Here is a 25,484-nt window from a genome sequence, read left to right as displayed (position 1 = left end):
CTTCCTCCTCGAGCCCGCCAGGCGCCCCGTGCTTCCCAAGGACCTCATCCGCCGCATCCGCAAGCTGGAGATTCGCACCCGCAAGGTGGTCTCCGACATGCTCGCCGGCCAGTACCATTCGGTCTTCAAGGGCCGGGGCATGGCCTTCTCCGAGGTGCGCCAGTACCAGCCCGGTGACGAGATTCGCATCATCGACTGGAACGTCACCGCGCGCATGGACGAGGCCTACGTCAAGGTCTTCACCGAGGAGCGCGAGCTGACGGTGATGCTGGTGGTGGACGTCTCCGCGTCGAAGGAGTTCGGCTCGCGCGAGCGCACCAAGTCGGAGATTGCCGCGGAGGTGGCGGCGCAGATTGCGTTCAGCGCCATCGCCAACAACGACCGGGTGGGGCTCGTCCTCTTCTCGGACCGGGTGGAGAAGGTGGTGCCGCCGCGCAAGGGCCGCACGCACGTGCTGCGGCTGGTGAGCGACATCCTCACGTTCCAGCCGCAGGGGCGTGGGACGGACCTGGCCGCGGGGCTCAACTACCTGACGCAGGTGGCGAAGCGGAAGGCCGTGACGTTCCTCATCTCCGACTTCCAGGCGCGCGACTACGAGAAGCCGCTACGGCTGGTGGGGCGCAAGCACGACCTGGTGCCAGTGGTGGTGGCGGACCCGTTGGAGGAGGCCTTCCCCCGGTTGGGCCTGGTGGACATGGAGGACCCGGAGACGGGCGAGCGCTTCGTCGTCGACACCAGCGACCCGCGCGTGCGGGGCCGCTTCGCCCGGGCCATGCAGGCCGCGCGCGACGAGCGGCGCAAGCTGTTCAAGAAGCTGGAGCTGGACCACGTGGAGCTGCGCGCGGGTGATGACCACGGCAAGGCGCTGGCGAACTTCTTCCGCGCGCGGGCCCGGAGGATGGCGGCATGAACCGGCTCTTCCCCCTGCTGGCGGTGTGGCTCGTGGTGGCGGCTCCGGCGTGGGCCCAGCCCCCTGCACCGGCGGCCGCGACGACGGACCAGGTCGAACCGCGGAACCTGTCCGTGCGGCTGGAGCCGCAGCAGGTCCGCATCGGTGACCCCTTCGTCTACGAGGTGGTCATCACCCATCCGAAGGACCACCGCTACGAACTGAAGGTGCCCCAGGAGACGGGGGACTTCGAGTTCCTGGACCAGACGCGCCAGCGCCAGGACGGGCCGGACTCTGCGACCACCACGTTCCGGGTGCGGATGTCCGCCTTCGCCCTGGGCTCGGTGGCGGTGCCCGCGCTGCCCTTCGACGTGGCCACGCCGGAGGGGCCCAAGGCGTTCACGGTGCCGGGCCGCACGGTGGACGTGACGTCCACGCTGCCGCCGGAAGCGGAAGGGCAGGGCGCGGACCTCTTCGACTACAAGCCGCCGGAGGAGGTGCCCATACGTTCGTGGCGCTTGGTGCTCACGGTGCTGGGCGTGCTGGCGGCGGCACTGCTGGCCTGGGTGCTCTTCCGCTGGTGGAGGAACCGGCCCAAGCACGTGGAGGTGGTGCCGGCGCTGCCCCTGGACGTGCGCACCCGCAAGGCGCTGGACGCGCTGAAGGCGGAGGACCTGCCTTCGCGCGGCCGGGTGAAGGACTTCTACTTCCGGCTGTCCGAAATCGTCCGTGGTTATCTGGGCGAGCGTTACGGCTTCGAGGCGCTGGAGTGCACCAGCTCCGAGCTGATGGCGTCGCTGCGGCGCATGTCCACGCCGGGCCTGCCGGAGGACGCGCTGATGCGCTTCGTGTCCGAGTCGGACATGGTGAAGTACGCACGCGCGGATGCCTCCGCCGACGCCTGCCGCGACGCGCTGGCCTTCGGCTACTCGCTCATCGACACGACGTACGTTCCGCCACCGCCGCCCCAGGCTCCCGACAATGCCGCCGCTCCCCGCGTTCAATAACCCCGAGGCGCTCTGGGGACTGCTGCTCGTGCCGCTGCTGCTCTGGCAGGCCTGGCGGGAGCGGCGTGCCCGCGCCACGCTGCGTTTCTCCGCGGCGCACGTCTTCGCCCGGGGTGGCCGCGGCTTCCGCACGTACCTGTTGCCGCTGTTGCCGCTGTTGCGCGTGGCGGCGGTGACGGCGGCGGTGCTGGCCATCGCTCGGCCGCAGGTGCGTGACTCGCGCGTGCGGGACTTGTCGGTGGAGGGCATCGACATCGTGGTGGCGTTGGACCTGTCCACGTCGATGGAGGCCGGTGACTTCCGTCCGCAGAACCGCATGCACGTCGCCAAGGAAGTGCTGAGCGAGTTCATCGCCAACCGGGTGAACGACCGCATCGGCCTGGTGGTGTTCGCGGGCGCGGCGTACACGCAGGCGCCGCTGACGTTGGACTACGGCGTGCTGAAGGAAGTGGTGAAGCAGCTGCGCACGCGCGTGCTGGAGGACGGCACGGCGATTGGTGACGCGCTGGCCACGTCCCTCAATCGCCTGCGGGACTCGGAGGCGAAGAGCCGGGTGGTGGTGCTCATCACCGACGGCGACAACAACTCCGGGAAGATTTCGCCCATGGACTCGGCGAACATGGCCCAGGCGCTGAAGGTGCCCATCTACACGATTCTGGTGGGCAAGGGCGGCAAGGTGCCCTTCCCGCAAGGCACGGACCTGTTCGGCAACACCGTGTGGCGTGACACGGAGATTCCCATCAACCCGGAGCTGATGCAGGACATCGCGGACCGCACCGGCGGCGAGTACTACCGCGCCACGGACCCCGAGCAGCTGCGTGAGGGACTCCAGAAGGTGCTCGATTCGCTGGAGCGCTCGAAGCTGATGGAGGGCGGCGCCAGCGCCACCTACCGCGAGGAGTTCCATCCCTTCCTCCTGGCCGCCTTCGGCCTCGCCGCGCTGGAGTTGCTCCTGCGCGCCTCCTTCCTGAGGGTCTTCCCGTGACGCCCGTGGAACCCTGGCGCTTCACCGTGCTCGGCTACCAGGCGGGGCTCGCGCAGCCCCTCTTCCTGCTGTTCGTGCTCGCGGGCATGACGCTGGGCCTGCTCGCGCTGGTGGGGGCGCTGCGGCGCCGCTCGCGCGTGCGGGCGCTGCTGCATGAACGCTACGCGGAGCGCTTCACGCCGGGCGTGTCGGTGTGGCGTCCGGCCACGCAGGGCGGGCTGTACGGCCTGGGGTTGGCGCTCTTCGGCTTCGCGCTGGCGCAGCCGCAGTGTGGCACCAAGAGCGAGCTGACGAAGCGGCGCGGCATCGACGTGGTGGTGGCGTTGGATGCCTCCAAGTCCATGCTGGCGCGGGACATCCAGCCCAGCCGCCTGGAGCGCGCGAAGCTGGAACTGACCACGCTGCTGGACGAGCTGAAGGGCGACCGCGTGGGCCTGGTGGTGTTCGCGGGGGATGCGTTCATCCAGTCCCCGCTCACGTCGGACTACTCGGCGGTGAAGCTGTTCCTGCGCGCGGTGGACCCGGAGGTGATGCCCCAGGGCGGCACCAACGTGGGCGCGGCGCTGCGACTGTCGCGGCAGGTGCTGGAGAACGCGGACCGCGGCTCGAAGGAGCGCGTGGTCGTCCTGCTGACGGACGGCGAGGACCTGGTGGGCGACGTGGCGGAGGCCACCGAGGCGCTGAAGGATGCGGGCGTGCAGGTGCTGGCGGTGGGCGTGGGCTCGGAGTCCGGTGAGCCCATCCCCGTCTTCGACCGGCGCGGCGCGTTCGTGGACTACAAGAAGGACGCCGCGGGGGAGACGGTGATTACGCGGTTGGACCGGGCGGGGCTGACGGCCATCGCCGAGGCCACCGGGGGCACCTTCTACTTCCAGCCCCGTGGCGTGGCCATGTCGCAGGTGGTGGAGCGCATCGACCAGATGCAGAAGAGTGAGCTGGAGAGCCGGGTGACGGTCCGCTACGACGAGCGCTTCCAGTCGTTCGCCATTCCGGGGCTGGCCTTGCTGGCGCTGGGCATGTTGCTGCTGCCGTCGTCGCGCCGGAGGCCGTCGCCATGAGCGCCGTGAAGACGCGCGCGGCGCGGTGGCTGACGTGGGGCCTGGTGACGTCGCTGGCGTTGCCGTCGCCCGTGTGGGCCGCGGGGCCGCTGGAGCGGGACCACCCGTTGGTGGAGCAGGGCCGCGAGGCGTACACGGCGGGCCGCTTCGAGGAAGCGCTGGAGGCGTTCGAGGCCGCGAAGAAGGAGCGCCCCAACGACGTCACGGTGGACTTCAATCGCGCGGACGCGATGGCCAAGCTGGGGCGCATCGCGGATGCGAAGGCGCTGTTCCAGTCGGTGACGGAGTCCAACCGCGCCGACCTCCGGCAGAAGGCCTGGTACAATCTGGGCAACCTGCATGCGACCACCGGAGACCGGCAGGAAGCGCTGAAGGCCTACCGGCGCGCGCTCACGCTGGACCCGCAGGACGTGCAGGCCCGCCACAACTACGAGGTGGTGCTGCGCAACCTGCCGCCGCCGCAGGACAAGGGCCAGGATGGCGGCACGGACGGTGGCAACGACGGCGGCAGTGATGGTGGGCGCCCGGATGCCGGCGAGGACGGCGGCACGAAGGGCGACGGCGGCACGCCCCAGGACGGTGGCACCGATGGTGGCTCGGACGGCGGTGCCGACGGAGGCGCGGATGGCGGCGCCAGCGATGGCGGCATGGACGGCGGTGCCGACGGTGGCGACGGTGATGGTGGCAGCGACGGCGGCTCCGACGGAGGCGCGGACGGCGGCGACCAGGGCCCACCGGACAAGGGGGACGGGGGCGCGGACGGCGGCGCGGATGGTGGACAGGACGACGGAGAGGGCGAGCCCCAGGACGGTGGCAGCGACGGCGGCAGCGCGGGAGAAGAAGACTCGGAGGAATCCGAGGCGGACGGCGGCTCCAGCCAGTCGGACCTGGACCGGCAGGAGGCGGAGCGCCTGCTGGATGCGATGAAGCAGAATGAGAAGAACCTCCAGCTCTGGCGGTTCCAGCAGAAGAAGAAGCAGAGGAAGCCGAATGAGAAGGACTGGTAGCGCCCTCGGCGTGGTGTTCGCCGTGTTCGCCCTGCTGGCCAGCGCGCCGGCGTGGGCGGCCTCGGACGACCTCGATTTCTACCAGACGGCGGACCGTGAGGAGGTGGGCACCGAGGACACCTTCCGCCTCACGGTGGTGGTGGTGGACGCGCCCGCCAACGCGCAGGTGAAGTTGCCGGAGTCGGGGGACTTCTCCATCCTCTCCAGCTCGCGCAGCAGCCAGCGCTCCATCTCCCTGTCGGGCGGTGGCCCCGCCGTCATCCAGGACGTCACGCGGCACGTGTTGGTGATGCAGGCCACGCGCGCGGGGCGGCTCAAGATTCCACCGTCGCAAATCACGGTGCGCGGCAAGACGTACCGCACGCAGCCCGTGGAGTTGACGGTGAAGGCCGGCCGGGTGGGCGGTGCGCCGCCGTCCGGCCAGGCGGGGCGCGGGAGTGGCCGGCAGCCGGATCCCTTCTCCAGCATCCAGTCGCAGATGCAGCAGATGGAAGAGGCCTTCGGCGACATGATGGAGCCGGACCGGCCCACGATTCCCCGTGGGGACTCCGACCTCTTCCTGCGCGCCAGCCTGGACCGGGACAACGTGTACGTGGGCGAGCAGGTGACGCTGTCGCTCTACATCTATTCGCGCGTGGACCTGTCCAGCGTGGACGCCGTCACCATGCCCAAGCTGGAGGGCTTCTGGACGGAAGAGGTGGAGAGCCCCACGCAGCTGTCGGGCGAGCAGCGCGTGGTGGACGGCATCCCGTACCGCGCCTACCTGCTGCGCCGCCGCGCCATCTTCCCGGTGAAGTCCGGCACGCTGTCCATCACCCCCGCGGAGGCGGACATCACCACCGGCTTCCTCTTCGCCGGCCACCGCGTGCACCGGGTGTCCAACGCGCTCAAGGTGAAGGTGAAGCCGCTGCCGCCCGGTGGGCCGGAGGACATGCCCAACGCGCACGTGGGCAACTGGAAGCTGTCCATGGACGTCTCGCAGACGCGCGTGGAGCTGGGCCAGCCCGTCACGGTGAAGGTCAGCCTGGAAGGGGTGGGCAACGTGAAGAACGTCACGCCCCCCGCGCTGAAGGGCCCCGCCGCGCTCAAGATTTATGACCCCACCACGACGGACAAGGTGTCGCCGCAGCGCCACCGTGTGCAGGGCCGGCGGGTGATGGAGTACCTGGTGATGCCGCAGCGCACGGGCAGCTTCACGTTGCCCGCGCTGGAGTTCACCTACTTCGACCCGCGCGCCCGCAAGTACGAGGTGGCGCGCACCGACCCGGTGACGATTACGGTGGAGGCGGGCGCGGGCGGAGCATCGTCCATCGCCTCGGCGTCGCCTCAGTCTTCGTCGGACCAGGCCAACGAGCAGAAGAACGTGCTGACAGCGGGAGGCCTGCGGCCGGTGCGCTACCAGGCCCAATTCGAGGCGCCGGGCGTGCCCGTGTGGAAGCGGGGCTTCTTTGTCCCGACGGTGCTGGCCCCGCTGGGGCTGCTGCTGGGCGTGACGCTGATGGGCGGCGTGCGCGGGCGGCTGGCGCTGCGCAGCGAGGCGGGGCGTGGGCGTCAGCAGGCGAAGGCCGCGCGCAAGCGTCTGGCGGATGCGGAGAAGCTCCAGTCCAGCGGGGACGTGGGGGCCTTCTACGGCGAGGTGGAGAAGGCGCTGCACGGCTTCCTGGAGGCGCGGCTGGGCATGCCGGTGGTGGGCCTCACCCGTGAGGTGCTCGCCGAGAAGCTGACAGCGGCGGGCGCGAATGAGGAGCGGCGCGCCAAGGTGCTCTTCGTGCTGGAGGCGTGCGACTTCGGGCGTTACGGCGGCGGGGGTGACCCGGCCGAGCGACAGAAGGTGATGGATGCCGCCGCGGCGGCCATGGAGGGCTGGGCGTGAGCGGCTACTACACGCCGGAAGAGGCGCAGGACATCTTCCTCAAGGCCAACGAGGCCTACGCGCGCGAGGACTACGCGGCGGCCAAGGAGGGCTACGAGAAGCTGCTGGCGAACGGCCAGGGCGGCCCCGACGTGCTCTACAACCTGGGCACCACGCACCTGGCGCAAGGCGATTTGGGCCGCGCGGTGCTGTCGCTCGAACAGGCCCGGAAGGAAGGGGGCCAGGCTCCAGATTTGGAAGCCAACCTCGCGGTGGCCCGGGCGCGACAGGTGGACAAGGTGGTGGGCGCCACCGCCGAGGACGCCTTCCTGCCTCGCGTCGCCGCGGCCACGGATGGCCCGGTGGTGGCGTGGACCTTCCTGGGCACCTGGGTGGCGGCCTTCGTCCTCGTGCTGCTCTGGCGGTTGCTGGGACGGGGCCGGCGGACGGCGGTGGGCGTGCTGGCGGTCCTGCTCTTCGCGGTGGCGGTGCCGTCAGGGCTGCTGGTGGCCACGCACGCCTACGTGGGGGCCACGGTGCACGAGGCCGTGGTGCTGGCGCCCACGCTGGTGGCGCGCGAGCTGCCTCAGCCCGGCGCCCGTTCCATCTTCGAGGTGCACGCCGGCCTCAAGGTGCGCCTGCTCGAAGAGACGGGCCGCTTCGTCCGTATCCGTCTGCCCAACGGCCTGGAGGGCTGGGCCGAGCGGGAAGGCGTGGCCGAAATCTGAGGCCGTGCGCGGAGGGCAGGGACGAGAAAGCCTGGAAATGCCCGCCATTTGGAGGGTAGACTGCCTCCGGAGGGATGGCGGGTATTGCCAGGAGGTCGTGGCCCTGTGTTTTCGGTCGAGGCACTCGTTGGCAAGAACCGGCTGGTCATCCGCCTCTGGGGTGTCGTCACGGAGGAGGAAGCGCTCCAGATTGGCGATGCGTCGCTGCGCGCGCTCGAGCGGCTCCGGCCGGGCTTCGACATCCTGTCTGATTTGACGGGCGTGACGGAGCTCCCGGAGTCAGGCTCGGGGCAGATTGAGCGCGTTGTCGAAGCGGCCCGGGTCCGCGGCTTTCGCCGGGTGGTGCGCGTGGTGGGGCGCTCCGCGTTGGCGGCGGTGCGGTTCCAGCGCAGCAGCCGGAACGTGGGGCACGAGGCCTACCTGGCCTTCTCCCTCGAAGAGGCGGAGCAGCTGCTGGAGGGCGGCTGGACGTGAGCCGCGGCACGGCGCCGGTCAGCTCCGGCGGCCCGTGAGGCGCGCGAAGAGGCCGCGTTTCTCTTCCTTGTGAGGGCTCGGGGAGGCCGCCGCGAGGCCTGTCACCTTGAGCAGGTTCTGCTGGAAGACGGGATGGTTCGGCTCCAGCGCCACCGCGCGCTTCAGCAGCTCCACAGCCCGCCGGTAGTCCTTGCGCTGGTGGACCAGGATGAGGGCCAGCTTGCTGTAGATCACCGCGGCTTCGGGCACCCGGGCAATGGCGCGGGTGAGCACGTCGATGGCCCGGTCCACCTGGCCCTCGCGCTCCCACCGCACGGCGCGCTGGAGGAAGTCCTCCGCCGACCCTGGCTCGATTCCGAGCCGCCGGACGGTGCGCGGTGGGATGATGGGCGGGCTCGGGGGCACTTGCCGCGTGGGAGGCTCCTCGTCCCCGAGTGCCATGGGCTCTGGCACGAGGAAGTCCTGCCCGTCCAGGATGGGCAGCTCGTCCGTCATCGTGCGCATGGCGGGCGCGCCGGGCAGGCGGTGGAGCTCCACGACGCCGCGCTCCAGCAAGGCCTTGAGGACGACCTTCACCTCGATTTCGGGCAGCCGCGCCGCCTGGGCCAGCTCCGGCACGGCATGGTCCCCGTCGATGAAGGAGGCGATGTGCGCCTCGAAGGGGTGGAGCGGCTGGAGCGCGATGTCCAACCCGGCGCGCAGGTGCGGCACGGTGTGCGAGTCCATGGGAACCGTGAAGCGCGCGGTGGCCAGGTCATGCGGTGTGGGGTGCTGGGGCGGGGGCCTCGGCAGCTCCATGGTGCGCGTTCGCTGCGGCGGGGACAGCAGCGCCCGGACGATGGTGGGCTCGGTGATGACGTACTCCCCGCTGGCCTGCTGCGGGTCCAGCAACAACCCGCACTGTGTGCACTGGAAGTCGTTTCCACCCACTGCCGCCCGGCACTCGGGACATTCGAGTTTCGCAGTCATTCCCGGGTCATCATAGCGCCCGGTTTCTGGCCGTGTTGGACGGGGCCGTGCCCCCCCTGGCTACGCTCGCCTGTCAGCCCTCCTAATCGAAAAGCAAGGCATCCAGTGTGTGTCCCGCTTACGTATGGGGGAGACGGGTGCCATTGCACAATCCGTTGCATCCTCCCTGGTGCGGCTACGCCCCGGAGGGCTATACCGCGCGCGGCGGGTGGCATTGGCATCGTGTTTCGTCCGGAGAACCATGGCTGGCAATTCCCAGGCACCCTTCCACATCCTTCTGGTCGAGGATGAGCCGGTCATCCGGGAGCTGGTGCGCTCCATGCTGAGTGACGGCACCGTGGACGTGGTGTGCGCCGCCACGGGGCTGGAGGGCCTGAAGCTGGCCAAGAGCCAGACGTTCCACCTCATCCTGATGGATGTGGTGTTGCCGCAGCTGGACGGCATTTCCGTGTGCCGCATCCTCAAGGGGGACCCGGCCACCGCGGGGGTGCCTCTCTACATGCTCACCGCGAAGGCGAAGCGCTCCGACATGGAGAGCGCCACCCAGGCGGGGGCGGACGGCTACATCCACAAGCCCTTCCGGGGCGCCGAGCTGATGGCGCTGGTGGAGCGGCTGCGCGAAGCGGGGCCGAAGCCGGAGCTGCCCTGAGTCAGGCGGGCTTCAGGGCAGGCGCGGGTGGAGGTAGCGCGCCAGGGCGATGAGGTCGTCCCAGTCCAGCTCGCCGAACTCCAGCGCCACACCGTCCACTTCGCGGCGGCGAATCTGGCAGGTGGTGACGATTTCCCGGTCGCCAGGCAGTGGCACCGCGATGGCGAGCTCCCGCGCGGTGTCGGCCGGGTGGGCCATCAAGAACAGGCCCGCCATGGACACGTCTCGAGCGCGAACCATCACCGAGCGTCCCTTGAGGAGCACCTTCACGGGGAGGTTGGCGTCGACGCGTGGGTGAAAGCGCTCGGCAATCTGGGGGCCGCCATCGGTCGTCCGCACCGGGTTTCTCCTCTTCTCCACACAACAGGGTGCAACAACTCTGAGGCACTCCGGAGCGGACGCAAGTTTCCAGCCAGGGCCGCCGTCCAGCCTCCCGGACGCTCCTCCCGGTTCGCGGAGCGCTTCCGGACCCGCCGTGGCGGCTCATCGCCTGGGATTGCCGGGGGTTATCCCTGGCACGGCGGCTGAAATGGGGCCGGGCAACTCTCCGCAGGAGGCTGCCCGTGTCCAATGACAGTCGGATTCCCACACTGACCATCACCCATACGGTTCCGCGTCAGACGCCGCAGAACGACTTCGGCACGGTGCTGGCGCGCGCGGCGAACGAGGTGGTGCGCTCGGGAGCGGGCCTGGTGGGCGGCATGATTCCGGGTGGGCCCATCGTCAGCGCGGCCGTCTCCAGCGCGAAGACGGTGGTGTCGGCGGTGGCGCCGAAGACGATGGGGGCGGGGATGCCCGCCACAGCGGAGACGGGGGGAGCGGCGGGTGCGGGGGCCGCGGCGGGCAACCAGGAGGCGTGGGACCTGCTGGAGGCGCAGAAGGTGCTCGCCGCGGAGGGCCAGAAGTTCAACATGGCCTACCTGCAGCTCCAGAACGAGATGCAGAAGGAGAGCCGCGAGCACACCGCCGTCTCCAACATCATGAAGGTCCGCCACGACTCCGCGAAGGCGGCCATCAACAACATCCGCTGAGGAGCGACACCAGCCATGGCCATGGACACGTTGGGGCCGGTGGGGGGAGCGGGCGCGTCGCCCGCGGTGGAGCCCAGCCGGGAGCGATTCAGCAAGGTGTTGGACGAGGTGAAGGGGCCTGCGAAGGGCACAGGGGTTCCGGTGGCCACGGAGGGGCCGCCGAAGCCCGCGCCCACGGCGGCGCCGCGGGGTGTCTCCCGGGCCGAAGGGGTGGGACCCGCGGCGCCGGGCTGCGCGGACGTGAAGCCGGGCACTCGCGTGGACTCGGTGCAGGCGGCGCGAGCACAGCAGGCGGCGCAGGTGTTGGACCGGGTGGGGCAGGCGCAAAAGCGGCTGGACCACATCCTTCAGTTGGCGCAGTCCGGCCGCAGCTTCACGCCCGCGGAGTTGCTCGCGTTGCAGGCCCATGTCTACCGGGCGAGCCAGGAACTCGACCTCGCCGGCAAGGTCGTTGAGAAGGCGACTGGCGGCGTCAAGCAGGTCCTCCAGACCCAGGTTTGAGGAGCACCCGATGCTTTTGCTTTTCCGTCGCGCTGTCTTCGTCCTCCTACTCGTGAGCGTCACGGCCTGCCGCGAGCGCATCCAGCATGGCTTGGATGAGCGGCAGGCCAACGAGCTTCAATCCGTGCTCGTCGAGCGAGGGCTCGACGCGCGCAAGGTCCCCGAGGCGGGCAAGAAGCCCACGTGGTCCATCGAGGTGGCGGACGAGCACGCCTCGGACGCGGTCCGCATCCTGTCGGAGCTGGGGCTGCCGAGGCTGAAGGAGGAAGTGGGGTGTGACGTCTTCGGCGGTGGCGGGCTGGTGCGCACGCCGGTGGAGGAGAGCGTCTGCCGAGTGAGGGTGATGGAGCGGAGCCTGGAGAAGACGCTCCAATCCGTGGAAGGGGTGCTGCTCGCGCGCGTCCACCTGGTGGTGCCCGCGCCGCCGAGAGTGGGACAGGCCCCGGGTCCATCGAAGGCATCGGCCATGCTTCGCGTGGCGCCGGGCAATGCGGCACGGGTGCGGCAATCCTCCGAGACGTTGAAGGTCCTCCTCGCGGGTGGTGTGGAGGGCCTGTCGCCAGAAGCCGTCTCGCTGTTGGTGGACGAGGTCTCCACCCGAGTGGAGGCTCCGACGGTGGTGGGCGTGTCTCCGCTGACCCGACTGCGTGCCCTCCTGGCGGTGTTGGGCCTCATGGTGACGGGGCTGTCGGTAGCGCTGGTGCTGGTGACGCTCCGGATGCGGCACTACCGCGACCGGACGCCGACTCCGTCCGCGCCGCCTGGACCCGCGCGGCCCGTGTTGTCACCGGGACCGGCGCGCAAGGTGGCGTGAGGTGTCCATGGAGAGCGAACGCATGGATGCGACACGCGTAGGGCGCAAGCCTCGGCCCGGCCGGAGCTCCGCGTCCGTCCGGGCCGCTGCACCGACCGAGGAGGTGCCCCGTCTCGTGGGCCCCTTGCCGATTCCACTCGAACGCCTCGCGCTCGTCGCGTGGGTGCTGGGGCGGGAGCGGGCGGGCACCCTGCTGGGCGAACTGGGCGAGGAATCGGCGGTGCGTGCGCGGGAGCACCTCCAGCGTCTGTCCGCGCTGCCCTCCGCGCAGCGACAGGCGAAGGTGGCGGTGGAGTTCGGGGAACGAGCTGATGCCGCTGCTCGGCTGCGGCGCCTCATGAGTGACGCGCCTCCCATGCTTCGCCGGGAAATCTTTCGGCGTCTGCCTCCGTACCACCGGACCTTGTTTCCCGACGGAAGTCTGGCGCATCAGGCGTCAGAGGTGCCTCCCGCGCTGGGGGCACTGGCCGAGCGCCTGATTCGCGAGGCCACGCGCTGAGTCTGGAGGCGGCGCCGTCCCGGCCCGTGTACCCGGCGTCCCGCGCACGGATGCCATGCCTTCCCAACCCCGCGACTCCACGAGCCCGGCCCCTGGCGGGGGCCCTGCATGGTTGGGGTGCGTCCTGTTGCAGCAGCGGAGCCACCGATGAATACCCGTATCGAATACGCCTCCAGCCGGAAGGTCCGCCCCCTGCGCCGCTTGGGAACGCGCCGGCTGACCCGGGCGCACCTCGTGCTCGCGGAGCGGCCCCAGGCCGCGGGCCTCGGACGGGATGCGCTGGAGGCGGTGACGACGGCACTGACTCGGGAGCTCGGCTGTTTGGTGAACGCGGAGGCCCGTTTCCTGGAGTCCGTCGTCTCGCCTTCGGTCGGACTGGGCGAGCCCGCGATTTTCGCGCTGCTGGAGCTGTCGGCGGTGGGAGGCACGGCGGTGCTGGAGCTGGAGCCCGCGCTCGCCTTCATGGGGCTGGAGCGCATCGCTGGCGCGGGGCAGCGGCCCGGCGTGGTGACGGAGTTGGCCCGGTTGGAAGAGTCGACGTTGGCCTATGTCCTGCTGGTCGCGCTCTCCGCGGTGAGGGCGGCGGGCGGGGCATACCCGTGGCTCGGTCCACGGCTCGCGGGCGTGACGATGTCCAGGTCGGACGTGGTGGCGCGCTTGGACCCGCGCGAACCCTTGGTTGGCATTGAGCTGATGGTGGCCGTGGGCGAGTCGCGCGCGGGCGCGCGGTTGCTGCTGCCGTCACAGGTGGTCCAGACGGTGTTCCAAGCGCTTCCGGTGGAGCGTGCGCCGGGCATCGCGCCAGAGGTGCTGGCCGCCTCGCTGGAGGCCCGGTGCCTCGTAGGCCAGACGCCGCTGTCCGCGAACGCTCTGGACGCGCTCGTGGTGGGGGACGTCGTCGTCTTCGAAGGCGTGCGCAAGCAGGCCGGCCAGCTCTTCGGGCCGGGGCGGCTGGTGACGCGCGGATTCGCGCTCTCGGGAGACTTCCTCGCCGAGGGCTTTTCACTGACCCGCGCGCAGGGGCGTGGGATTCCCCAGGAGTCGGACATGGTGGCCGTGACCAAGCAGGAGGAGGGCATGCCTCCGCTGCCCGTGGATGTGGAAATCGAGCTGACGCGGGTGATGATTCCCCTGTCGGAACTCGCGGCGCTCAAGCCTGGCGCGCTGCTTCCCCTGCACATCAACGTCAGTGAGCCAGTGGTGCTGCGCGTGGGAGACCGCGCGGTGGCCCGCGCCGAGTTGGTGGAAATCGAGGGCGAGGTAGGAGCCCGCGTCCTGGCGCTGCTGCCGTGAGCCCCGTCATGAATGCACAGCGTTTCGTTCCTTCGCCGCGCTCGCGCTTGCTGTTGGCGGGGGCACTGGTGCTGGGGTTGGCGGTGATGGGCCCGGTGGCTGGGGTGTCCACCATGGTGGCCGCGCGGTGGTTGCTGGGCGTCGTGGCGCTGGCCGCGCTGGGGTGGTGGTTGCACCGGCGCGGCGCTGTCGTCACGGGCGCACCCATGGCGCCACGGCTGAATGTCGTATCACGAGCGGGACTGTCGCAGCGGTGCGGTGTGGCGCTCGTGGAGGTGGATGGGCGCAGCTACCTGGTGGCCTTCGGTGACGCGTTCGCGGAGATTCGCGAGACGGCAGCGCCAGCGCCGGAGTTTGGCGATGTCCTGGCGCAGGCCCGGCGGCCCATGCCCAGGTCCCGCACGATTCGGGGCAGGCGGGAGGGGCCATGAGCCACGGCTTGCTGGGAGCGCTCCTGCTGGTTCCTGCCGTGGCCGCCGCGGCGGAGAGCTCACTGTCGCGGATGTCGTACGCGGGCAGCCCTCTGTCGATGATGGGCATGCTCGCGGTGATGTCGCTGCTGCCGTTCGCGGTGCTGATGCTGACGAGCTTCTCGAAGATCGCCGTCGTGTTGTCGCTGGCCCGCTCGGCCATGGGCACGCAGCAGGCGCCGCCTACCATCGTGCTCACGGGCCTGGCGGCGGTGCTCACCGGGCACATCATGGCCCCGGTGATGGAACGCATGTACGACGCCGGGCAGGTGGCCTACGCGGAGGTGGCGTCGGGTTCCGGCGCGGAGATGCTCTCCGCCGCGAGCCGCGTGTCGGAGCCGCTGCGCGCCTTCCTGGTCAAGCACGGGAGCGCTGAGGAGCGAGCGCGCTTCGTGGACCTGGCGCGGGAGCTGCGGCCGGTGGAGGAGATGGACGTGGTGCGGGAGACGGACCTCTTCGTCGTCATTCCGGCCTTCGTCATCACCGAGCTGAAGGAAGCCTTCCAGATTGGCTTCCTCGTCTTCCTCCCGTTCCTCGTGCTGGACATGGTGATTGCCAACGTGCTGCTCGCGCTGGGCATGCAGACGCTGTCACCCAGCCAGGTGAGTCTACCCTTCAAGATTCTCCTCTTCGTCGCCGTGGATGGCTGGTCGCTGCTCGCGCGGGGCCTCATCCTCGGCTACCGGTGACGCCATGACCCAGGACGTCTTCCTCACCCTGGGACGTGAGGCCCTGCTGTTGATGGTGATGGCGTCGCTGCCGCCAATTGGCGCGAGCCTGGTGGTGGGGTTCTTGTCGAGCCTCTTCCAGGCCACCACCCAGCTTCAGGAGTCCACGTTGTCGGTGGTGCCCAAGCTGTGCGCGGCCGTCCTGGCACTGGTCCTCGCCGGGCCCTGGATTGCCGGGCAGCTCACGCGCTTCACCCACCAGCTCCTGATGCTCATCTCCGAGGTCGCGGCATGAATCTGGAGCCGCTCCGCGTCTGGCTCGAGTCACTGGGGCCGGACATCATCGTGGTGGCTCTGTGTGCCGCGCGGCTGCTGCCCATGACGTTCCTGTGTCCGCTGCTGGGAGGGCAGGCCACGCCGACGATGGTCCGCCTGGCATTGGTTCTGTCCCTGTCGCTTTTCCTCCGGGTGGAGGCGGGCGTGGTGCTGGATGCGCCTGTTACGTCGTCGGTGGCCCTGGGCGGATTGGTGATTCGCGAGCTGCTCTTCGGCACGTCCGTGGGGTTGGTCGCGGCACTCCCCTTCGATGCCGCGCGCATGGGGGGCCGGTTCATCGACCTGCTCCGTGGAACCTCCGCCGAGGCGAGTCTGCCCCTGGCGGGGAGCCGTGAGTCCGCGGCAGGGGAGGGGCTCTACCATCTGCTGGTGGCGCTGGTGGTCTCCGGTGGCATGTGGCCGCTCGTCACATCCAGCGTGCTGCGTGGGTTCGGTGTGGTGAAGCTCGGCGCCTTCGTTCCAACCGAGGCGGGCACGCTGCATGTCGTCCTGCTGGCGGGCGCGGCCATGGCCACGGGGCTGGCGGTGGGGGCGCCGATCGCCGCGGCGGTGCTGACCGTGGACTGTTTCCTGGGCCTGGCCTCGCGAGCGGCACCGCAGGTGAATCTTCAGGAGGTGGGGACGCCGCTGAAGATTCTGGGTGGGGGCGCCTTGTTGTGGCTGGGGACGGGCGTGTTGTGTGAGCGGCTGTTGGCGGGCGTGTTGTCCGTGGAAGGCGCGCTGGCGCTGTTGGGTGAGGTGGCGCGGTGAGTGGGGAGAAGACAGAGAAGCCCAGCGCGAAGCGCCTTCGTGAAGCACGGCGCAAAGGACAGATTCCCCGCAGCCGCTTGCTCAACGCCAGCGCGGTGACGGCGGGTGGCTTGTTCGGGCTCACGGAGGCCGCGCCAGTGGGCATGGCGAGGCTCCAGGCATGGACGGAGCACCTCTTCCTGGGACAGCAGGACCTTGGGGCGTGGCAGGAAGGGCTCTGGATTGCCGCGCGTTTTTGTGGCCCGGTGCTGGGGGGCGCGTTCGCCGCGGCGCTGCTCGTGTCCGTGGCCACGGTGGGTTTGGAAGCCGATCTCCAGCATGTCGAGCCGAAGCTGGAGCGCATCAGTCTCGTGGCGGGCATGCAGCGGCTCTTCAGTTGGCGCCCCTGGGTGGAACTGGCGAAGACGCTGCTGATTGTCTGCCTGGTGGGGGCGCTCGTCTGGAGCGATGCGGAGGAGGCCGCTCCGGATGCGATGAAGACCGCGTGGCTGGGCGGTACGGAGGGCTTGAGCCTGGTGGTCGCGCACGTGTCCGGACTCGCGAGCCGCCTGGCCTGTTTGCTGGTGGTGCTGGGCGTGGGGGACTACGCGCTGGCCTGGCGGCGCCACATCAAGGATTTGATGATGACTCGCGAGGAGATGAAGCGCGAGTACAAGGAGAGTGAAGGCGACCCCCGGCACAAGGGGCAGCGGAAGGCCCTGCATCGCCAGCTTTCGCAGGGCGGTGCGGCACGCGGGGTGCAAAAGGCGACCGCCGTGGTCGTCAACCCCACGCACATCGCGGTCGCGCTCCGCTACGACGTCGACGAATGTGAGGCGCCCTATCTCGTGGCCAAGGCCCGGGAAGGGGATGCGCTCGCCATGCGGGAGCAGGCACGCCGACTAGGCATTCCGGTGGTGCGGGACATCCCGCTGGCACGCAGCCTCATCCACTACGACGTGGGCGAGCCCATTCCGGAGGAGCTGTACCAGGCGGCGGCGGTCGTCCTGCGCACGGCGATGGATGCGCGGGAACTGGACGGCCATCCACGGAGACAGACGTCATGAACCCCCTCATGAAGGTATTGCTGAAGGCGCGAAACTCCTCGGACGTGGTGTTGGCGATTGCCATGGCCGCGGTCCTGGGCGCGCTCATCATCCCCTTGCCCGCGTGGCTCCTGGACGCGGGGCTCGCCGTCAATCTGGCGGCGTCGGTTTCCCTGCTGGTGGCCGCGCTGCGTGCCCGGGACGCCTTGAAGGTGACGTCGTTCCCCACGCTGTTGTTGTTCACCACGCTGTTCCGGTTGGCGCTCAACGTGTCCTCCACGCGGCTCGCGCTCGCGGAGGGGCACGCGGGAGACGTCATCCAGGCCTTCGGTGAGTTCGTCGTCCGGGGCGACTACGTCGTGGGCGCGGTGGTGTTCGCCATCCTCACGCTGGTGCAGTTGTTGGTCGTCACCAAGGGCGCGGAGCGGGTGGCGGAGGTGTCCGCGAGGTTCACGCTGGACGCGATGCCCGGCAAGCAGATGTCCATCGACGCGGATCTGCGCGCGGGCGCCATCGACCAGGCGCAAGCCCGGCGCCGGCGGCGTGACCTGGAGCGCGAGTCTCAGATGTTCGGCGCCATGGACGGCGCGATGAAGTTCGTGAAGGGGGACGTGATTGCGGGCCTGGTCATCGTCGCCGTGAACCTGCTCGGAGGCACCGTCATTGGTGTGCTGCAGGGAGGCATGCCCCTGGCCGAGGCGGCGTCGACATTCGCGCTCATCGCCATTGGTGACGGGCTGGTGTCCCAGGTTCCCTCGCTGTGCATCGCGGTGGCCGCGGGCCTCGTCGTCACGCGCGTCGCCTCGGAGAAGGAAGAGGACACACTGGGGGCGGAGATTGGGGCCCAGTTCTTCGGAGAGGCGCGGACGCTCTGGGTGGTGGCGGGCCTGTGCGTCGCGTTGGCCCTCATGCCGGGAATGCCGCACGTGACGTTCCTTCTGCTGGCGGGAGGCCTGGGCGGGCTTGGCCATGTGCTGAGCCGCGCGGGCGTTTCGAAGGTCGAAGAGAAAGCAGGCGCGCCCGCGGAAGGCGTGGCGCCTGGCGCGGCTGGAGCCCCACCGGAGAGTGCCGCGTCGCCCGTGGGGGTCTCCCCGCTCACGCTGGACCTGGCGCCCGACCTGACGGTGCTGGCCGAAGCGGAGGGCGCGGCCTTTGTCCACAAGACGTTGAACGGCGTGCGGGACGAGCTGTTCTTCGATCTGGGGGTTCGGGTGCCCGGCATCCGGGTGCGCACGCAGGCCGCCTACCTGGGCCCGGGCGAGTACCGCGTCCTGGTGGACGAAGTGCCAGCGGGGGGAGGGCAGGTGCTGCCGGCGGCGCTCTACGCGCTGGCGCCTCCGGACGAACTAGCGTTCCTCCAGTTGAGCGCGGAGGCCGCGACGGAGCCCTCGAGCGGGAAGGTCATCAGCCGCATTCCAGAGTCGGCTCGGGTCCTGCTGGAGACGGCGCAAGTGCCGCTGCGGCGTCCGGGAGAGCTGGTCTCGGACCACGTGCGCGCCATCCTGCGTGTCCGCGCCGCGGACCTGCTGGGGCTGCAGGACGTCCAGGGACTGCTGGAGGGACTGGAGGCGCAGGCGCCCGTGCTCGTGAAGGAGGCGCTGCAGAAGGTGCCGCTGCCGCTGCTCACAGATGTGCTTCGCAAGCTGCTCCAAGAGGGCGTCAGCATCCGGGACTTGCGAGCCATCCTGGAGGCGCTGGTGTCGCCGACGACGGAAGGGGATGCCGTCGCGCTCGCGGAGCGCTGCCGGCAGGCGCTGCGGCGGTACCTCAGCCACAAGTTCGCGCCCACCGGGCCGCTGTACGCGTACCTCGTGGACCCGGAGGTGGAAGAGGTGCTGCGCGGCATGGGCCCGCGAGGGCTGGCGCCCGACCCGGAGCGTGTGGCGGAAATCCTCGAAGGCGTGCGGCAGGTGGCCACCGAGGGACGGGCCGTGCTGCTCACCGCTCCGGATGTCCGGCGGCCCCTGCGCAGACTGTGCGAGGGCGCGTTTCCGGACGTCGCGGTGCTCACCTATGGCGAACTGGATGGGGCCCTCCAGATTCGCCCCATCGGCCGGCTGTCACCGGTGGCGGTGGGGCGCTGACGGAGGTGGGCTTAGAGCCCCGTGCCCGTGTTGCCCGGCCCCTTGCTTTCGGGAAGCGGGGGCAGCTCCGTCTGGGCCTGCTGGGGCGCCGGACGGTTCACGCGGTCGCGCAGCTCCTTGCCCGTGCGGAAGAGCAGGCCGCGCTTGGGCTTCACCGGGATGACCTGACCCGTCTTCGGGTTGCGGCCCTGGTAGCCCTGGTAGTTCTTCACGTGAAAGGCACCGAGCCCGCGAATCTCGATGTTCTCGCCGCGGCAGAGGGCATCCTTCATCGACTCGAAAATCGTCTCGATGGTGGCCTCAGCCTGCTTCTGCGTCACGCCCCTCTTGGCCACGAGGATGTTGATCAGATCGGACTTGAGCATCGGACGCTCCCGCAAACCCGGTGACCCCTTGGAAACAGGGCGCTCTGGCCCGTGGTCGAATCCTGAAAACATAACAGAACGCATCCTTCGTGCAAGCAGGGTGAGCTTCCAACCACCCAGAACCTCTACGGATTTCCCCCTGCGGCCACCCTGGGTGGAGGGGCGGGAGCAGGCTCGGCCAGTCCTGGGCGGAGCGGCACCACCAGGTCCAGCCATCGGGTGCGACGTAGCAGGTCGACACCGGCGCAGTCAGCTGCCTGGAAGATGGGCTCCATCTGTTCGAATCCGGGCGCCCGTGGCCCGTTCCATCCCTCCGCGCCGCCGGTGAGCATCACACCGTGCACGGCGAGCGTGGTATCCGCCAGCGTGAGGGCAGCCGGGTCCTTCGCGGGACGCAGGCCCCCTTTGCGGAGGCGCTCCAGCAACTCGGCGGCCACCATGCGGTCGACGACCTCGTGGACCAGCGACTCGGGGACGCGCAGCCGCGTCGCCAGCTCGCGCGGCGAGGGAGGCGGCAGTCCGTCCACCCAGGCCAGGGTGGCCTCCTGGGCGACACGGGCGGCGACCAGTTCGTGCGCGCGCGGGTGGCTTCCAAAGGCGAAGAGGGAGTGCCGGAAGGCGGTGTGTTCCACGGCATAGGAGAGCCGGGCGCCAAAGAGCACCAACAGCCAGCTCACGTAGACCCACGCCAGGAACAACGGGAGCGCGCCGAGCGAACCGTAGAGGGGGTTGTACTGGAAGCTGCGCTCCGCGAATGCGGCGTACACCTGCTTGGCGAAAGTCCACCCCAGGCCGGCCACCAGGCCTCCGGCGAGCGCGGACCGGACGCGGACATGCGCGTAGGGCGTCCAGTAGTAGAGCAGGGTGAGGCTGGCCACGGTGACGAGCGTGGTGCCCAGCAGGATGAAGGCGCTGGCGTAGGGCGCGTGGCTCTGAAGGAAGACGCGGACCTTGCCCGTCCCGGAGAAGGACAGCGCGAGGAAGAAGGGGCCCACGAGCAAGAGGCCCGAGTAGATGAGCAGCCGGATGCGCCACGGCCGCTGCCGCCGGATGCCCCACAGCTCGTTGACGGCGCCGTCGAGCTGCCGCAGCAGCGAGCCGGCGGACAGGAGCACCGCCAGGAAGCCCACGCTGCCAATGGCGACGGTGTTCGTGGGGTTCAGGAACCGGTCGAGGAACTGAGAGGACTTGCCGCGCACCCCGGGGTTGAGCACCTCGCTGACGACGAAGCGCAGCTTCTCCTTGAACTCCTCCTGGTGGAAGGCGGTCAGCAGCACGAGCGCCACCGTCAGGAGGGGCACCAGGGAGAACATGCTGACGTAGGTCAGCGCGGCGGCCCGAAGCCGGAGATTCTCCCCGCGAAAGCCCTGGGCCACCGTCTTCGCGGCCAGGAAGGTGTCCGTCGCGAACAGCCCCACGGGCGTGTGCTGCAGGGGCGCCCAGAGCCGGGTGGCCTGGGCGGCCAGCCGCTCGTGGAAGTGACGGAGCCACGGCAGGGGCGTCAGCTTCACCGATTCCCTCAAGAGGCCCGGCCGCGCCAGGCGCGGGCCTGACGAAGGCGGAGGGAACGTGGCCCCAGACGGGGCGATACGTGCTCGGAGCGCGAGGACATCATCCGTGTGACATGGCCGGGCCGCGAGGCGGGAACCGCCTTGGGGCTTGGACGCTCACGCTAGCCAATCCGCGGCCGCCAGGGCCAGCCCACCCCGGTTTGAGGTGGCTTGCCAGCGTACACAAGCCGACACGGTGCGGGGCTTCGTATGCACCGGCCAGTGCCGCGGGCGCCCAGCCCCGGCCTTGAATCCACACTCAGGGAAGGGCGCCAGCTACTGCCCCGGCGGAAAGAGGGCGCGAGGCGTGCAGCGCCGCCGGCTCCCGGCCCCGGCCTTGAAACCACCGGCAGGGCAGGGCGCCGACGACTGACCGGCGGAAAGAACTCAGGTCGTGCCGCCCGAAGGCTCCGACCCACCACCCGAGGCTGGAGGCGGAGGCGGCGTCGAGCCACCCGCGTTCTCGCCTCCACCAGACGTGTTCTGCGAACCGCCGCGCTCTCCACGCTCGCCGCGGTCGCCACGCCGCTCGCCGCGCTCGGGACGCTCGCCGCGCTCACCCCGTTCGCCGCCACGCTCGGAGCGTTCGCCCCGTTCGCCGCCGCGCTCGGAGCGTTCGCCACGCTCCCCACCGCGCTCGGAACGGTCGCCCCGCTCGCCACCCCGAGGACGGTCTCCACCACCCCGGCCCTCGCGGCGGCCCTCGCGACGGTCTCCGCCCCGCTCACTGCGCTCGGAGCGTTCGCCGCCGCGCTCACCACCCCGGTCCCTGCCACCACCGCCGCCGCCACCACCACCACCGCCGCGCCGGCCCTGCTCCTGGCGGCCGTAGCCTCCGCCATTGCTGTCGGGCTTGCGCTGCTGCATGGCCAGCTCGCCATCACCCGAGCCGGGCGACGAGGCCACCTTGTGCTCCGGGCCGGAGGCCGAGCGTCCGTAGATGTCGTACTGCTCGCGGTGGTAGTTCTGCTGCGCCTTGACCTGGATGGACTTGTTGTACCGGTCCATCAGGTGCCGCAGCTCGTTGCGCTCCTCGCCCTGGAGCAGGCGCGCCACTTCCGCGTTGCAGTTGATGACCAGCGTGGAGTCCTTGTAGCCCGGCGCTTCGCGGCGAATCTCCCGGAAGATTTCGTAGGCCACGGTGGTGGCCGTCTTCACGAAGCCGTTGCCGTCGCAGTACGGGCAGTCCTCGTGGAGCATGCGGCCAATGGACTCACGCACGCGCTTGCGCGTCATCTCCACGAGGCCCAGCTCGGAGATGCGCAGCACGTTCGTCTTGGCCTTGTCTCGGCCCAGCGCTTCCTGCAGCGCCTTGAAGACCTTGTCGCGGTTCTGCGCCTTCTCCATGTCGATGAAGTCGCAGATGATGATGCCGCCGATGTTGCGCAGCCGGAGCTGGTAGACAATCTCCTTGGCCGCCTCGACGTTGATCTTGGTGATGGTCTCCTCGAGGCTCTTCTTGCCGACGTAGCGGCCCGAGTTGACGTCGATGGCGGTGAGCGCCTCTGCCTGGTCGATGATGAGGTAGCCGCCGCTCTTCAGCCACACCTTGCGCTGGGTGGCGCGCTGGAGCTCCTGCTCGATGCCGTACGCGTCGAAGACGGTGTCATCGCCCTCGTGCAGGGCCACCCTGTCTCGCAGCGCCGGGTCCTGCGCGGTGACGAAGCCGAGGATGCGCTCGTACTCCTCGCGGTCATCGACGACGAGCTTCTCCACGTCGTGCGCGAAGAGGTCACGCGTGGCGCGCAGGATGAGGTCCAGGTCGGGGTGCAGCAGGCCGGGGCCGCCGCGCTTCTCGTTCTTGCGCACCACCTGGTTCCACACCTCGATGAGGAACCGGATGTCGCTCTCGAGCTTCTCCTGCGGCACGTTCTCCGCGACGGTGCGGACGATGAAGCCCGTTCCGGGCGGGCGCAGGCGGTCCACGATTTCACGCAGACGCCGGCGCTCCTTCTCGTTGGAGATGCGGCGGCTGATGCCCACGTGGTCCACCGTGGGCATGAACACCAGGTGACGGCCGGGGATGGAGATGTGCGAGGTGAGCCGCGCGCCCTTGGTGCCGATGGGGTCCTTGGAAATCTGGACGACGACTTCCTGGCCCACCTTCAGCAGGTCCTCAATCTTGTCGGTGCGGCGCGGCTTGGCCTTCTCCTTGTCCTCGTCGCGCTTGTCGCCCCGGCGCTTCTCCTCCTGCGGCCGACGGCCCTTGTCCTTCTCTCCGCGCTCCTTCTCCCGGCTCCGGGGCTCACGCGCCTCACGGGCCTCGCGCGGCGTGCGGCGCTCGCCGGAGACCTCGGACGGCTTCGCGGCCTGCGCGCCCTCCGCGGCGGGCGAGGGGATGATGTCTCCCAGCGCGGCGGCGGCGGGCGGAGGGGGCTCGACGGGAAGACCGGTGGCCTCGCCCTCGGCCGCTTCCACGGGCGTCTCCACCACGGCCGCGGCGGGCTCGGACGCCGCGGCAACGGCCAGCGCCGCCTCGGGCGACTCCACCTTCGCGGCGGGCTCCACGGCGGCCTCGGTCACCTGAGGCTCGGAGGAGGGCGCGGCCTCGGCCTCACCACCCACCGGAGCAGGCGCGGCCTCCACGAGCGCTGCCGTGGACGGCTCGACGGCGACAATCTGCTCGGGCGTGACGGGCTGCGCGGCCGGCTCGGCGGCCACCACCGTCTCCGACCCGGCGGCCGGCGCTTCCTCCGCGGGCGCCACCGGCGTCTCCGCGCCCGGCGGCGTCACCGTCGGGGCGTTGGCGGCCAGCTCCAGGGCGGTGTCGCGCGGCAGGGACTCGGTGGGCGCCGCGACAGGCTCGAACTGGGCGTCCTCCGGCTCCGGCTCCACGTGACGGGGGGGCGCGTGCCGGGCGGCGGCCTCCGCGGCCTCGGCCTCGGACTCGTCCGGGACGTCCGGCGCATCCTCGTGCTCACCTTCGGTCAGCTCGAACTGCGCTCGCGCGAAGTCAGGGTCGTAGACGACGTCGCTGACATAGAGGAACGCGGCCTTCTCCAGGCCAATGTCCACGAAGGCGGCCTGCATGCCGGGGAGCACCCGGACGACGCGGCCCTTGTAGATGTTCCCGACGACGCCCTTGTCCTTCTTACGCTCGAGGTAGAACTCCGCGATGTGTCCGCCCTCGACGAGCGCGACGCGCGTCTCGCGACCCGCGGCGTTGATGACCAGGATGCTGCTCATGGATGAATCCTGCTGGCGCGCGCGGTAGGGCGGACCTCACCGGACGGGCGGCGGCGAGACGCCGCGCCTCCGAGCGCGCTGCGAAGGGAGAGGCGGCCTCCGGCGGGCCTACAGCGAGCGACGCCGGCCCGGGCATGCCGGGTGCGGCTGGGGGCGCGCTGTCGAGGACCGAGGGGACCACCGCCTGCTCCTCCGAGTTCATTGGCGCCCCGCATTGCGACCGGCACCGTGCCGGGCGAGGCCTTGTCTTCACAACGCGTTCGAGCTTCCCCACGACGCGCGTGCCGCCCGCTCTTCTATCCACACCCGGTCGGTGCCCATCGTGGGCCACCTTGGGGGGGCGACTGGAGCCTCGGTGCGGCTGACGCGCCCGGAGGAGCCGGGAACGCAACCCGTCAAAATCCCTACCAGACGTCGACCCCCGACAACGCGGGGCGTCACACAACCGTCCAGAAACACGGGGAGTTTTTCACGGCCCCCCGGGTGTGTAAAGCCGAGAAACGGCTTCCATCCACTGTCAGGCAGATGCCGGGCGGCTACCCGGCAGGGCATCAGGCCTGGGCGGGGGCTTGCTTGCGCTCCCCTGGCTTGTCCAGTCGCCCTCGGGGCCGCCTCACCAGCCGGAGGCCTGTCCAGGTGGCGTCGATGGTGCAGATTTTGTTGTCCACCAGACCGATGTCCAGGGCCGCGTGGCGGACGAAGTCCTCGGAGAGGCCCCGGCGGGCGCTTTCGCCCCCCGGCCAGCACACCCAGATGCCACCAGTAAGGGCCATGGCGCGGGCCAGGGCCGGCAGCCGCTGCACCAACTCCTGTGGGTCCTCGGTGAAGAAGAGGATGACATCCAGACCCGTCACCGCGGTGATGAGGAACTCCACCCCATCCGGCAGCGGGTTGAGCTTCTGAACGAAGCCCCGCGGCGGGTTGATGACGGAGACCTTGGACCCGGCCCGGATGCCCAGCATGGCCGGGAGGGAGGCCAGCGCGTAGGGCGTCATGACGTGCGCTCCACGTTGAAGTGACTGAACTCGCCGGTGGCTTCGCCGTCCGTGCGCTGAACGCCCGAAACCCGGGCCTGCGTCGGACCGCGATGACACCAACGGATGAATTCCTCGAGCACGGCGGGCTCCCCTTCCACGACGGCCTCCACGGCCCCGTCCGGCCGGTTGCGCACCCAGCCTGTCAGACCCAGGCGTGTGGCCTCAACGCGGGCGCTCTCCCGGAAGAAGACGCCCTGCACCTTGCCTTCGATGCGCAGCGAGGCTCGCCGCGTGCCACTCATGGACCGCCCCATCCT

General features: G+C 70.1%; 27 protein-coding genes. 20 read left to right on the top strand and 7 right to left on the bottom strand.

Features of this window, described 5'->3' with window-relative positions:
* Positions 1-28 precede the first annotated feature (28 nt).
* The 8 genes from BHS09_RS29100 to BHS09_RS29065 all read left to right on the top strand — a co-directional run bounded on the left by BHS09_RS29100 (position 29) and on the right by BHS09_RS29065 (position 8,000).
* Positions 29-910, top strand: a complete 882-nt coding sequence (locus tag BHS09_RS29100; RefSeq protein ID WP_140794686.1) for a DUF58 domain-containing protein — start codon at positions 29-31, stop codon at positions 908-910.
* Positions 907-1,896: a hypothetical protein gene (locus BHS09_RS29095; protein WP_140799649.1), complete on the top strand. Its 990-nt coding sequence runs from the start codon at positions 907-909 to the stop codon at positions 1,894-1,896. The genes BHS09_RS29100 and BHS09_RS29095 overlap by 4 nt, the downstream gene beginning before the upstream one ends.
* On the top strand, positions 1,871-2,881 hold the full coding sequence (locus BHS09_RS29090; RefSeq protein WP_140794684.1) for a vWA domain-containing protein: 1,011 nt from the start codon (positions 1,871-1,873) through the stop codon (positions 2,879-2,881). The genes BHS09_RS29095 and BHS09_RS29090 overlap by 26 nt, the downstream gene beginning before the upstream one ends.
* Entirely contained in the window at positions 2,878-3,939 is a 1,062-nt protein-coding gene (locus BHS09_RS29085; RefSeq protein ID WP_140799648.1) for a VWA domain-containing protein, read from the top strand. Before BHS09_RS29090 ends, BHS09_RS29085 begins: the two co-directional genes overlap by 4 nt.
* On the top strand, positions 3,936-4,946 hold the full coding sequence (locus BHS09_RS29080) for a tetratricopeptide repeat protein (protein WP_140794683.1): 1,011 nt from the start codon (positions 3,936-3,938) through the stop codon (positions 4,944-4,946). The genes BHS09_RS29085 and BHS09_RS29080 overlap by 4 nt, the downstream gene beginning before the upstream one ends.
* Positions 4,930-6,819, top strand: a complete 1,890-nt coding sequence (locus tag BHS09_RS29075) for a BatD family protein (RefSeq protein ID WP_140794682.1) — start codon at positions 4,930-4,932, stop codon at positions 6,817-6,819. Before BHS09_RS29080 ends, BHS09_RS29075 begins: the two co-directional genes overlap by 17 nt.
* A complete protein-coding gene (locus tag BHS09_RS29070; RefSeq protein WP_140794681.1) occupies positions 6,816-7,526 on the top strand; it encodes an SH3 domain-containing protein in 711 nt (236 codons plus the stop codon). Before BHS09_RS29075 ends, BHS09_RS29070 begins: the two co-directional genes overlap by 4 nt.
* 105 nt (positions 7,527-7,631) lie before the next feature.
* Positions 7,632-8,000 carry a hypothetical protein gene (locus BHS09_RS29065; protein ID WP_237077545.1) on the top strand — a complete coding sequence of 123 codons (369 nt, stop codon included), beginning with the start codon at positions 7,632-7,634 and terminating at the stop codon, positions 7,998-8,000.
* 18 nt (positions 8,001-8,018) lie between these two features.
* Here the strand turns inward: BHS09_RS29065 and BHS09_RS29060 are convergent, their stop codons facing one another.
* Entirely contained in the window at positions 8,019-8,969 is a 951-nt protein-coding gene (locus BHS09_RS29060; protein WP_237077544.1) for a tetratricopeptide repeat protein, read from the bottom strand.
* A gap of 241 nt (positions 8,970-9,210) precedes the next feature.
* Between BHS09_RS29060 and BHS09_RS29055 the strand changes: the two genes are divergently transcribed.
* Positions 9,211-9,618 carry a response regulator gene (locus BHS09_RS29055; RefSeq protein ID WP_140794679.1) on the top strand — a complete coding sequence of 136 codons (408 nt, stop codon included), beginning with the start codon at positions 9,211-9,213 and terminating at the stop codon, positions 9,616-9,618.
* A gap of 12 nt (positions 9,619-9,630) precedes the next feature.
* Here the strand turns inward: BHS09_RS29055 and BHS09_RS29050 are convergent, their stop codons facing one another.
* Positions 9,631-9,957 carry a PilZ domain-containing protein gene (locus BHS09_RS29050; protein WP_174258925.1) on the bottom strand — a complete coding sequence of 109 codons (327 nt, stop codon included), beginning with the start codon at positions 9,955-9,957 and terminating at the stop codon, positions 9,631-9,633.
* A gap of 224 nt (positions 9,958-10,181) precedes the next feature.
* Here BHS09_RS29050 and BHS09_RS29045 point away from each other — a divergent pair, with 224 nt between their 5' ends.
* From BHS09_RS29045 to BHS09_RS28995, 11 genes are all read left to right on the top strand, one after another.
* Positions 10,182-10,649: a hypothetical protein gene (locus BHS09_RS29045; RefSeq protein ID WP_140794677.1), complete on the top strand. Its 468-nt coding sequence runs from the start codon at positions 10,182-10,184 to the stop codon at positions 10,647-10,649.
* A 15-nt stretch (positions 10,650-10,664) separates the two neighbouring features.
* Entirely contained in the window at positions 10,665-11,150 is a 486-nt protein-coding gene (locus tag BHS09_RS29040) for an ATP-dependent helicase HrpB (RefSeq protein WP_140794676.1), read from the top strand.
* Positions 11,151-11,160: 10 nt separating this feature from the next.
* Positions 11,161-11,964: a flagellar M-ring protein FliF gene (locus BHS09_RS29035; protein ID WP_140794675.1), complete on the top strand. Its 804-nt coding sequence runs from the start codon at positions 11,161-11,163 to the stop codon at positions 11,962-11,964.
* A gap of 115 nt (positions 11,965-12,079) precedes the next feature.
* Complete coding sequence (locus BHS09_RS29030; RefSeq protein ID WP_237077543.1) at positions 12,080-12,463, top strand: hypothetical protein; 384 nt, start codon at positions 12,080-12,082, stop codon at positions 12,461-12,463.
* 147 nt (positions 12,464-12,610) lie between these two features.
* The gene (sctQ, locus tag BHS09_RS29025; protein WP_174260597.1) at positions 12,611-13,756 is read left to right on the top strand and encodes a type III secretion system cytoplasmic ring protein SctQ; all 1,146 of its coding nucleotides are present in this window, start codon (positions 12,611-12,613) and stop codon (positions 13,754-13,756) included.
* A gap of 8 nt (positions 13,757-13,764) precedes the next feature.
* Complete coding sequence (locus BHS09_RS29020) at positions 13,765-14,187, top strand: flagellar biosynthetic protein FliO (RefSeq protein ID WP_237079893.1); 423 nt, start codon at positions 13,765-13,767, stop codon at positions 14,185-14,187.
* Complete coding sequence (sctR, locus tag BHS09_RS29015) at positions 14,184-14,915, top strand: type III secretion system export apparatus subunit SctR (RefSeq protein ID WP_140794672.1); 732 nt, start codon at positions 14,184-14,186, stop codon at positions 14,913-14,915. The genes BHS09_RS29020 and sctR overlap by 4 nt, the downstream gene beginning before the upstream one ends.
* A gap of 4 nt (positions 14,916-14,919) precedes the next feature.
* The gene (locus BHS09_RS29010; protein ID WP_011555600.1) at positions 14,920-15,189 is read left to right on the top strand and encodes a flagellar biosynthetic protein FliQ; all 270 of its coding nucleotides are present in this window, start codon (positions 14,920-14,922) and stop codon (positions 15,187-15,189) included.
* On the top strand, positions 15,186-15,980 hold the full coding sequence (locus tag BHS09_RS29005) for an EscT/YscT/HrcT family type III secretion system export apparatus protein (RefSeq protein WP_140799646.1): 795 nt from the start codon (positions 15,186-15,188) through the stop codon (positions 15,978-15,980). The genes BHS09_RS29010 and BHS09_RS29005 overlap by 4 nt, the downstream gene beginning before the upstream one ends.
* Positions 15,977-17,026 carry an EscU/YscU/HrcU family type III secretion system export apparatus switch protein gene (locus BHS09_RS29000; protein WP_140799645.1) on the top strand — a complete coding sequence of 350 codons (1,050 nt, stop codon included), beginning with the start codon at positions 15,977-15,979 and terminating at the stop codon, positions 17,024-17,026. The genes BHS09_RS29005 and BHS09_RS29000 overlap by 4 nt, the downstream gene beginning before the upstream one ends.
* On the top strand, positions 17,023-19,089 hold the full coding sequence (locus tag BHS09_RS28995; RefSeq protein ID WP_140799644.1) for a flagellar biosynthesis protein FlhA: 2,067 nt from the start codon (positions 17,023-17,025) through the stop codon (positions 19,087-19,089). The genes BHS09_RS29000 and BHS09_RS28995 overlap by 4 nt, the downstream gene beginning before the upstream one ends.
* Positions 19,090-19,100: 11 nt before the next feature.
* Here BHS09_RS28995 and BHS09_RS28990 read toward each other — a convergent pair whose 3' ends face one another.
* The 5 genes from BHS09_RS28990 to BHS09_RS28970 all read right to left on the bottom strand — a co-directional run bounded on the left by BHS09_RS28990 (position 19,101) and on the right by BHS09_RS28970 (position 25,481).
* Positions 19,101-19,454: an HU family DNA-binding protein gene (locus tag BHS09_RS28990; RefSeq protein ID WP_011555596.1), complete on the bottom strand. Its 354-nt coding sequence runs from the start codon at positions 19,452-19,454 to the stop codon at positions 19,101-19,103.
* A 125-nt stretch (positions 19,455-19,579) separates the two neighbouring features.
* Complete coding sequence (locus BHS09_RS28985; protein ID WP_237077541.1) at positions 19,580-20,965, bottom strand: YhjD/YihY/BrkB family envelope integrity protein; 1,386 nt, start codon at positions 20,963-20,965, stop codon at positions 19,580-19,582.
* 426 nt (positions 20,966-21,391) lie between these two features.
* Positions 21,392-24,190, bottom strand: coding sequence for an Rne/Rng family ribonuclease (locus tag BHS09_RS28980; protein ID WP_140794667.1), 2,799 nt, complete (start codon positions 24,188-24,190; stop codon positions 21,392-21,394).
* Positions 24,191-24,741: 551 nt separating this feature from the next.
* Positions 24,742-25,185 carry a DUF3052 family protein gene (locus tag BHS09_RS28975; RefSeq protein ID WP_140794666.1) on the bottom strand — a complete coding sequence of 148 codons (444 nt, stop codon included), beginning with the start codon at positions 25,183-25,185 and terminating at the stop codon, positions 24,742-24,744.
* The gene (locus BHS09_RS28970) at positions 25,182-25,481 is read right to left on the bottom strand and encodes an acylphosphatase (RefSeq protein ID WP_140794665.1); all 300 of its coding nucleotides are present in this window, start codon (positions 25,479-25,481) and stop codon (positions 25,182-25,184) included. Before BHS09_RS28970 ends, BHS09_RS28975 begins: the two co-directional genes overlap by 4 nt.
* Positions 25,482-25,484: the final 3 nt, after the last annotated feature.

The organism is Myxococcus xanthus (assembly GCF_006402735.1).
Lineage (GTDB): Bacteria > Myxococcota > Myxococcia > Myxococcales > Myxococcaceae > Myxococcus > Myxococcus xanthus_A.
The sequence above is the reverse complement of the archived record's forward strand: the minus strand, read 5'-3'. Positions and strand labels throughout refer to the sequence as shown.

What these genes read in the sequence shown, in the direction of transcription:
- BHS09_RS29095 (WP_140799649.1), top strand. Translation starts at nt 907, where the DNA reads ATGAACCGGCTCTTCCCCCTGCTGGCGGTGTGGCTCGTGGTGGCGGCT.
- BHS09_RS29090 (WP_140794684.1), top strand. Translation starts at nt 1,871, where the DNA reads ATGCCGCCGCTCCCCGCGTTCAATAACCCCGAGGCGCTCTGGGGACTG.
- BHS09_RS29080 (WP_140794683.1), top strand. Translation starts at nt 3,936, where the DNA reads ATGAGCGCCGTGAAGACGCGCGCGGCGCGGTGGCTGACGTGGGGCCTG.
- BHS09_RS29075 (WP_140794682.1), top strand. Translation starts at nt 4,930, where the DNA reads ATGAGAAGGACTGGTAGCGCCCTCGGCGTGGTGTTCGCCGTGTTCGCC.
- BHS09_RS29060 (WP_237077544.1), bottom strand. Translation starts at nt 8,969, where the DNA reads ATGACTGCGAAACTCGAATGTCCCGAGTGCCGGGCGGCAGTGGGTGGA.
- BHS09_RS29055 (WP_140794679.1), top strand. Translation starts at nt 9,211, where the DNA reads ATGGCTGGCAATTCCCAGGCACCCTTCCACATCCTTCTGGTCGAGGAT.
- BHS09_RS29040 (WP_140794676.1), top strand. Translation starts at nt 10,665, where the DNA reads ATGGCCATGGACACGTTGGGGCCGGTGGGGGGAGCGGGCGCGTCGCCC.
- BHS09_RS29035 (WP_140794675.1), top strand. Translation starts at nt 11,161, where the DNA reads ATGCTTTTGCTTTTCCGTCGCGCTGTCTTCGTCCTCCTACTCGTGAGC.
- sctQ (WP_174260597.1), top strand. Translation starts at nt 12,611, where the DNA reads ATGAATACCCGTATCGAATACGCCTCCAGCCGGAAGGTCCGCCCCCTG.
- BHS09_RS29020 (WP_237079893.1), top strand. Translation starts at nt 13,765, where the DNA reads ATGAATGCACAGCGTTTCGTTCCTTCGCCGCGCTCGCGCTTGCTGTTG.
- sctR (WP_140794672.1), top strand. Translation starts at nt 14,184, where the DNA reads ATGAGCCACGGCTTGCTGGGAGCGCTCCTGCTGGTTCCTGCCGTGGCC.
- BHS09_RS29010 (WP_011555600.1), top strand. Translation starts at nt 14,920, where the DNA reads ATGACCCAGGACGTCTTCCTCACCCTGGGACGTGAGGCCCTGCTGTTG.
- BHS09_RS29005 (WP_140799646.1), top strand. Translation starts at nt 15,186, where the DNA reads ATGAATCTGGAGCCGCTCCGCGTCTGGCTCGAGTCACTGGGGCCGGAC.
- BHS09_RS28995 (WP_140799644.1), top strand. Translation starts at nt 17,023, where the DNA reads ATGAACCCCCTCATGAAGGTATTGCTGAAGGCGCGAAACTCCTCGGAC.
- BHS09_RS28990 (WP_011555596.1), bottom strand. Translation starts at nt 19,454, where the DNA reads ATGCTCAAGTCCGATCTGATCAACATCCTCGTGGCCAAGAGGGGCGTG.
- BHS09_RS28980 (WP_140794667.1), bottom strand. Translation starts at nt 24,190, where the DNA reads ATGAGCAGCATCCTGGTCATCAACGCCGCGGGTCGCGAGACGCGCGTC.
- BHS09_RS28975 (WP_140794666.1), bottom strand. Translation starts at nt 25,185, where the DNA reads ATGACGCCCTACGCGCTGGCCTCCCTCCCGGCCATGCTGGGCATCCGG.
- BHS09_RS28970 (WP_140794665.1), bottom strand. Translation starts at nt 25,481, where the DNA reads ATGGGGCGGTCCATGAGTGGCACGCGGCGAGCCTCGCTGCGCATCGAA.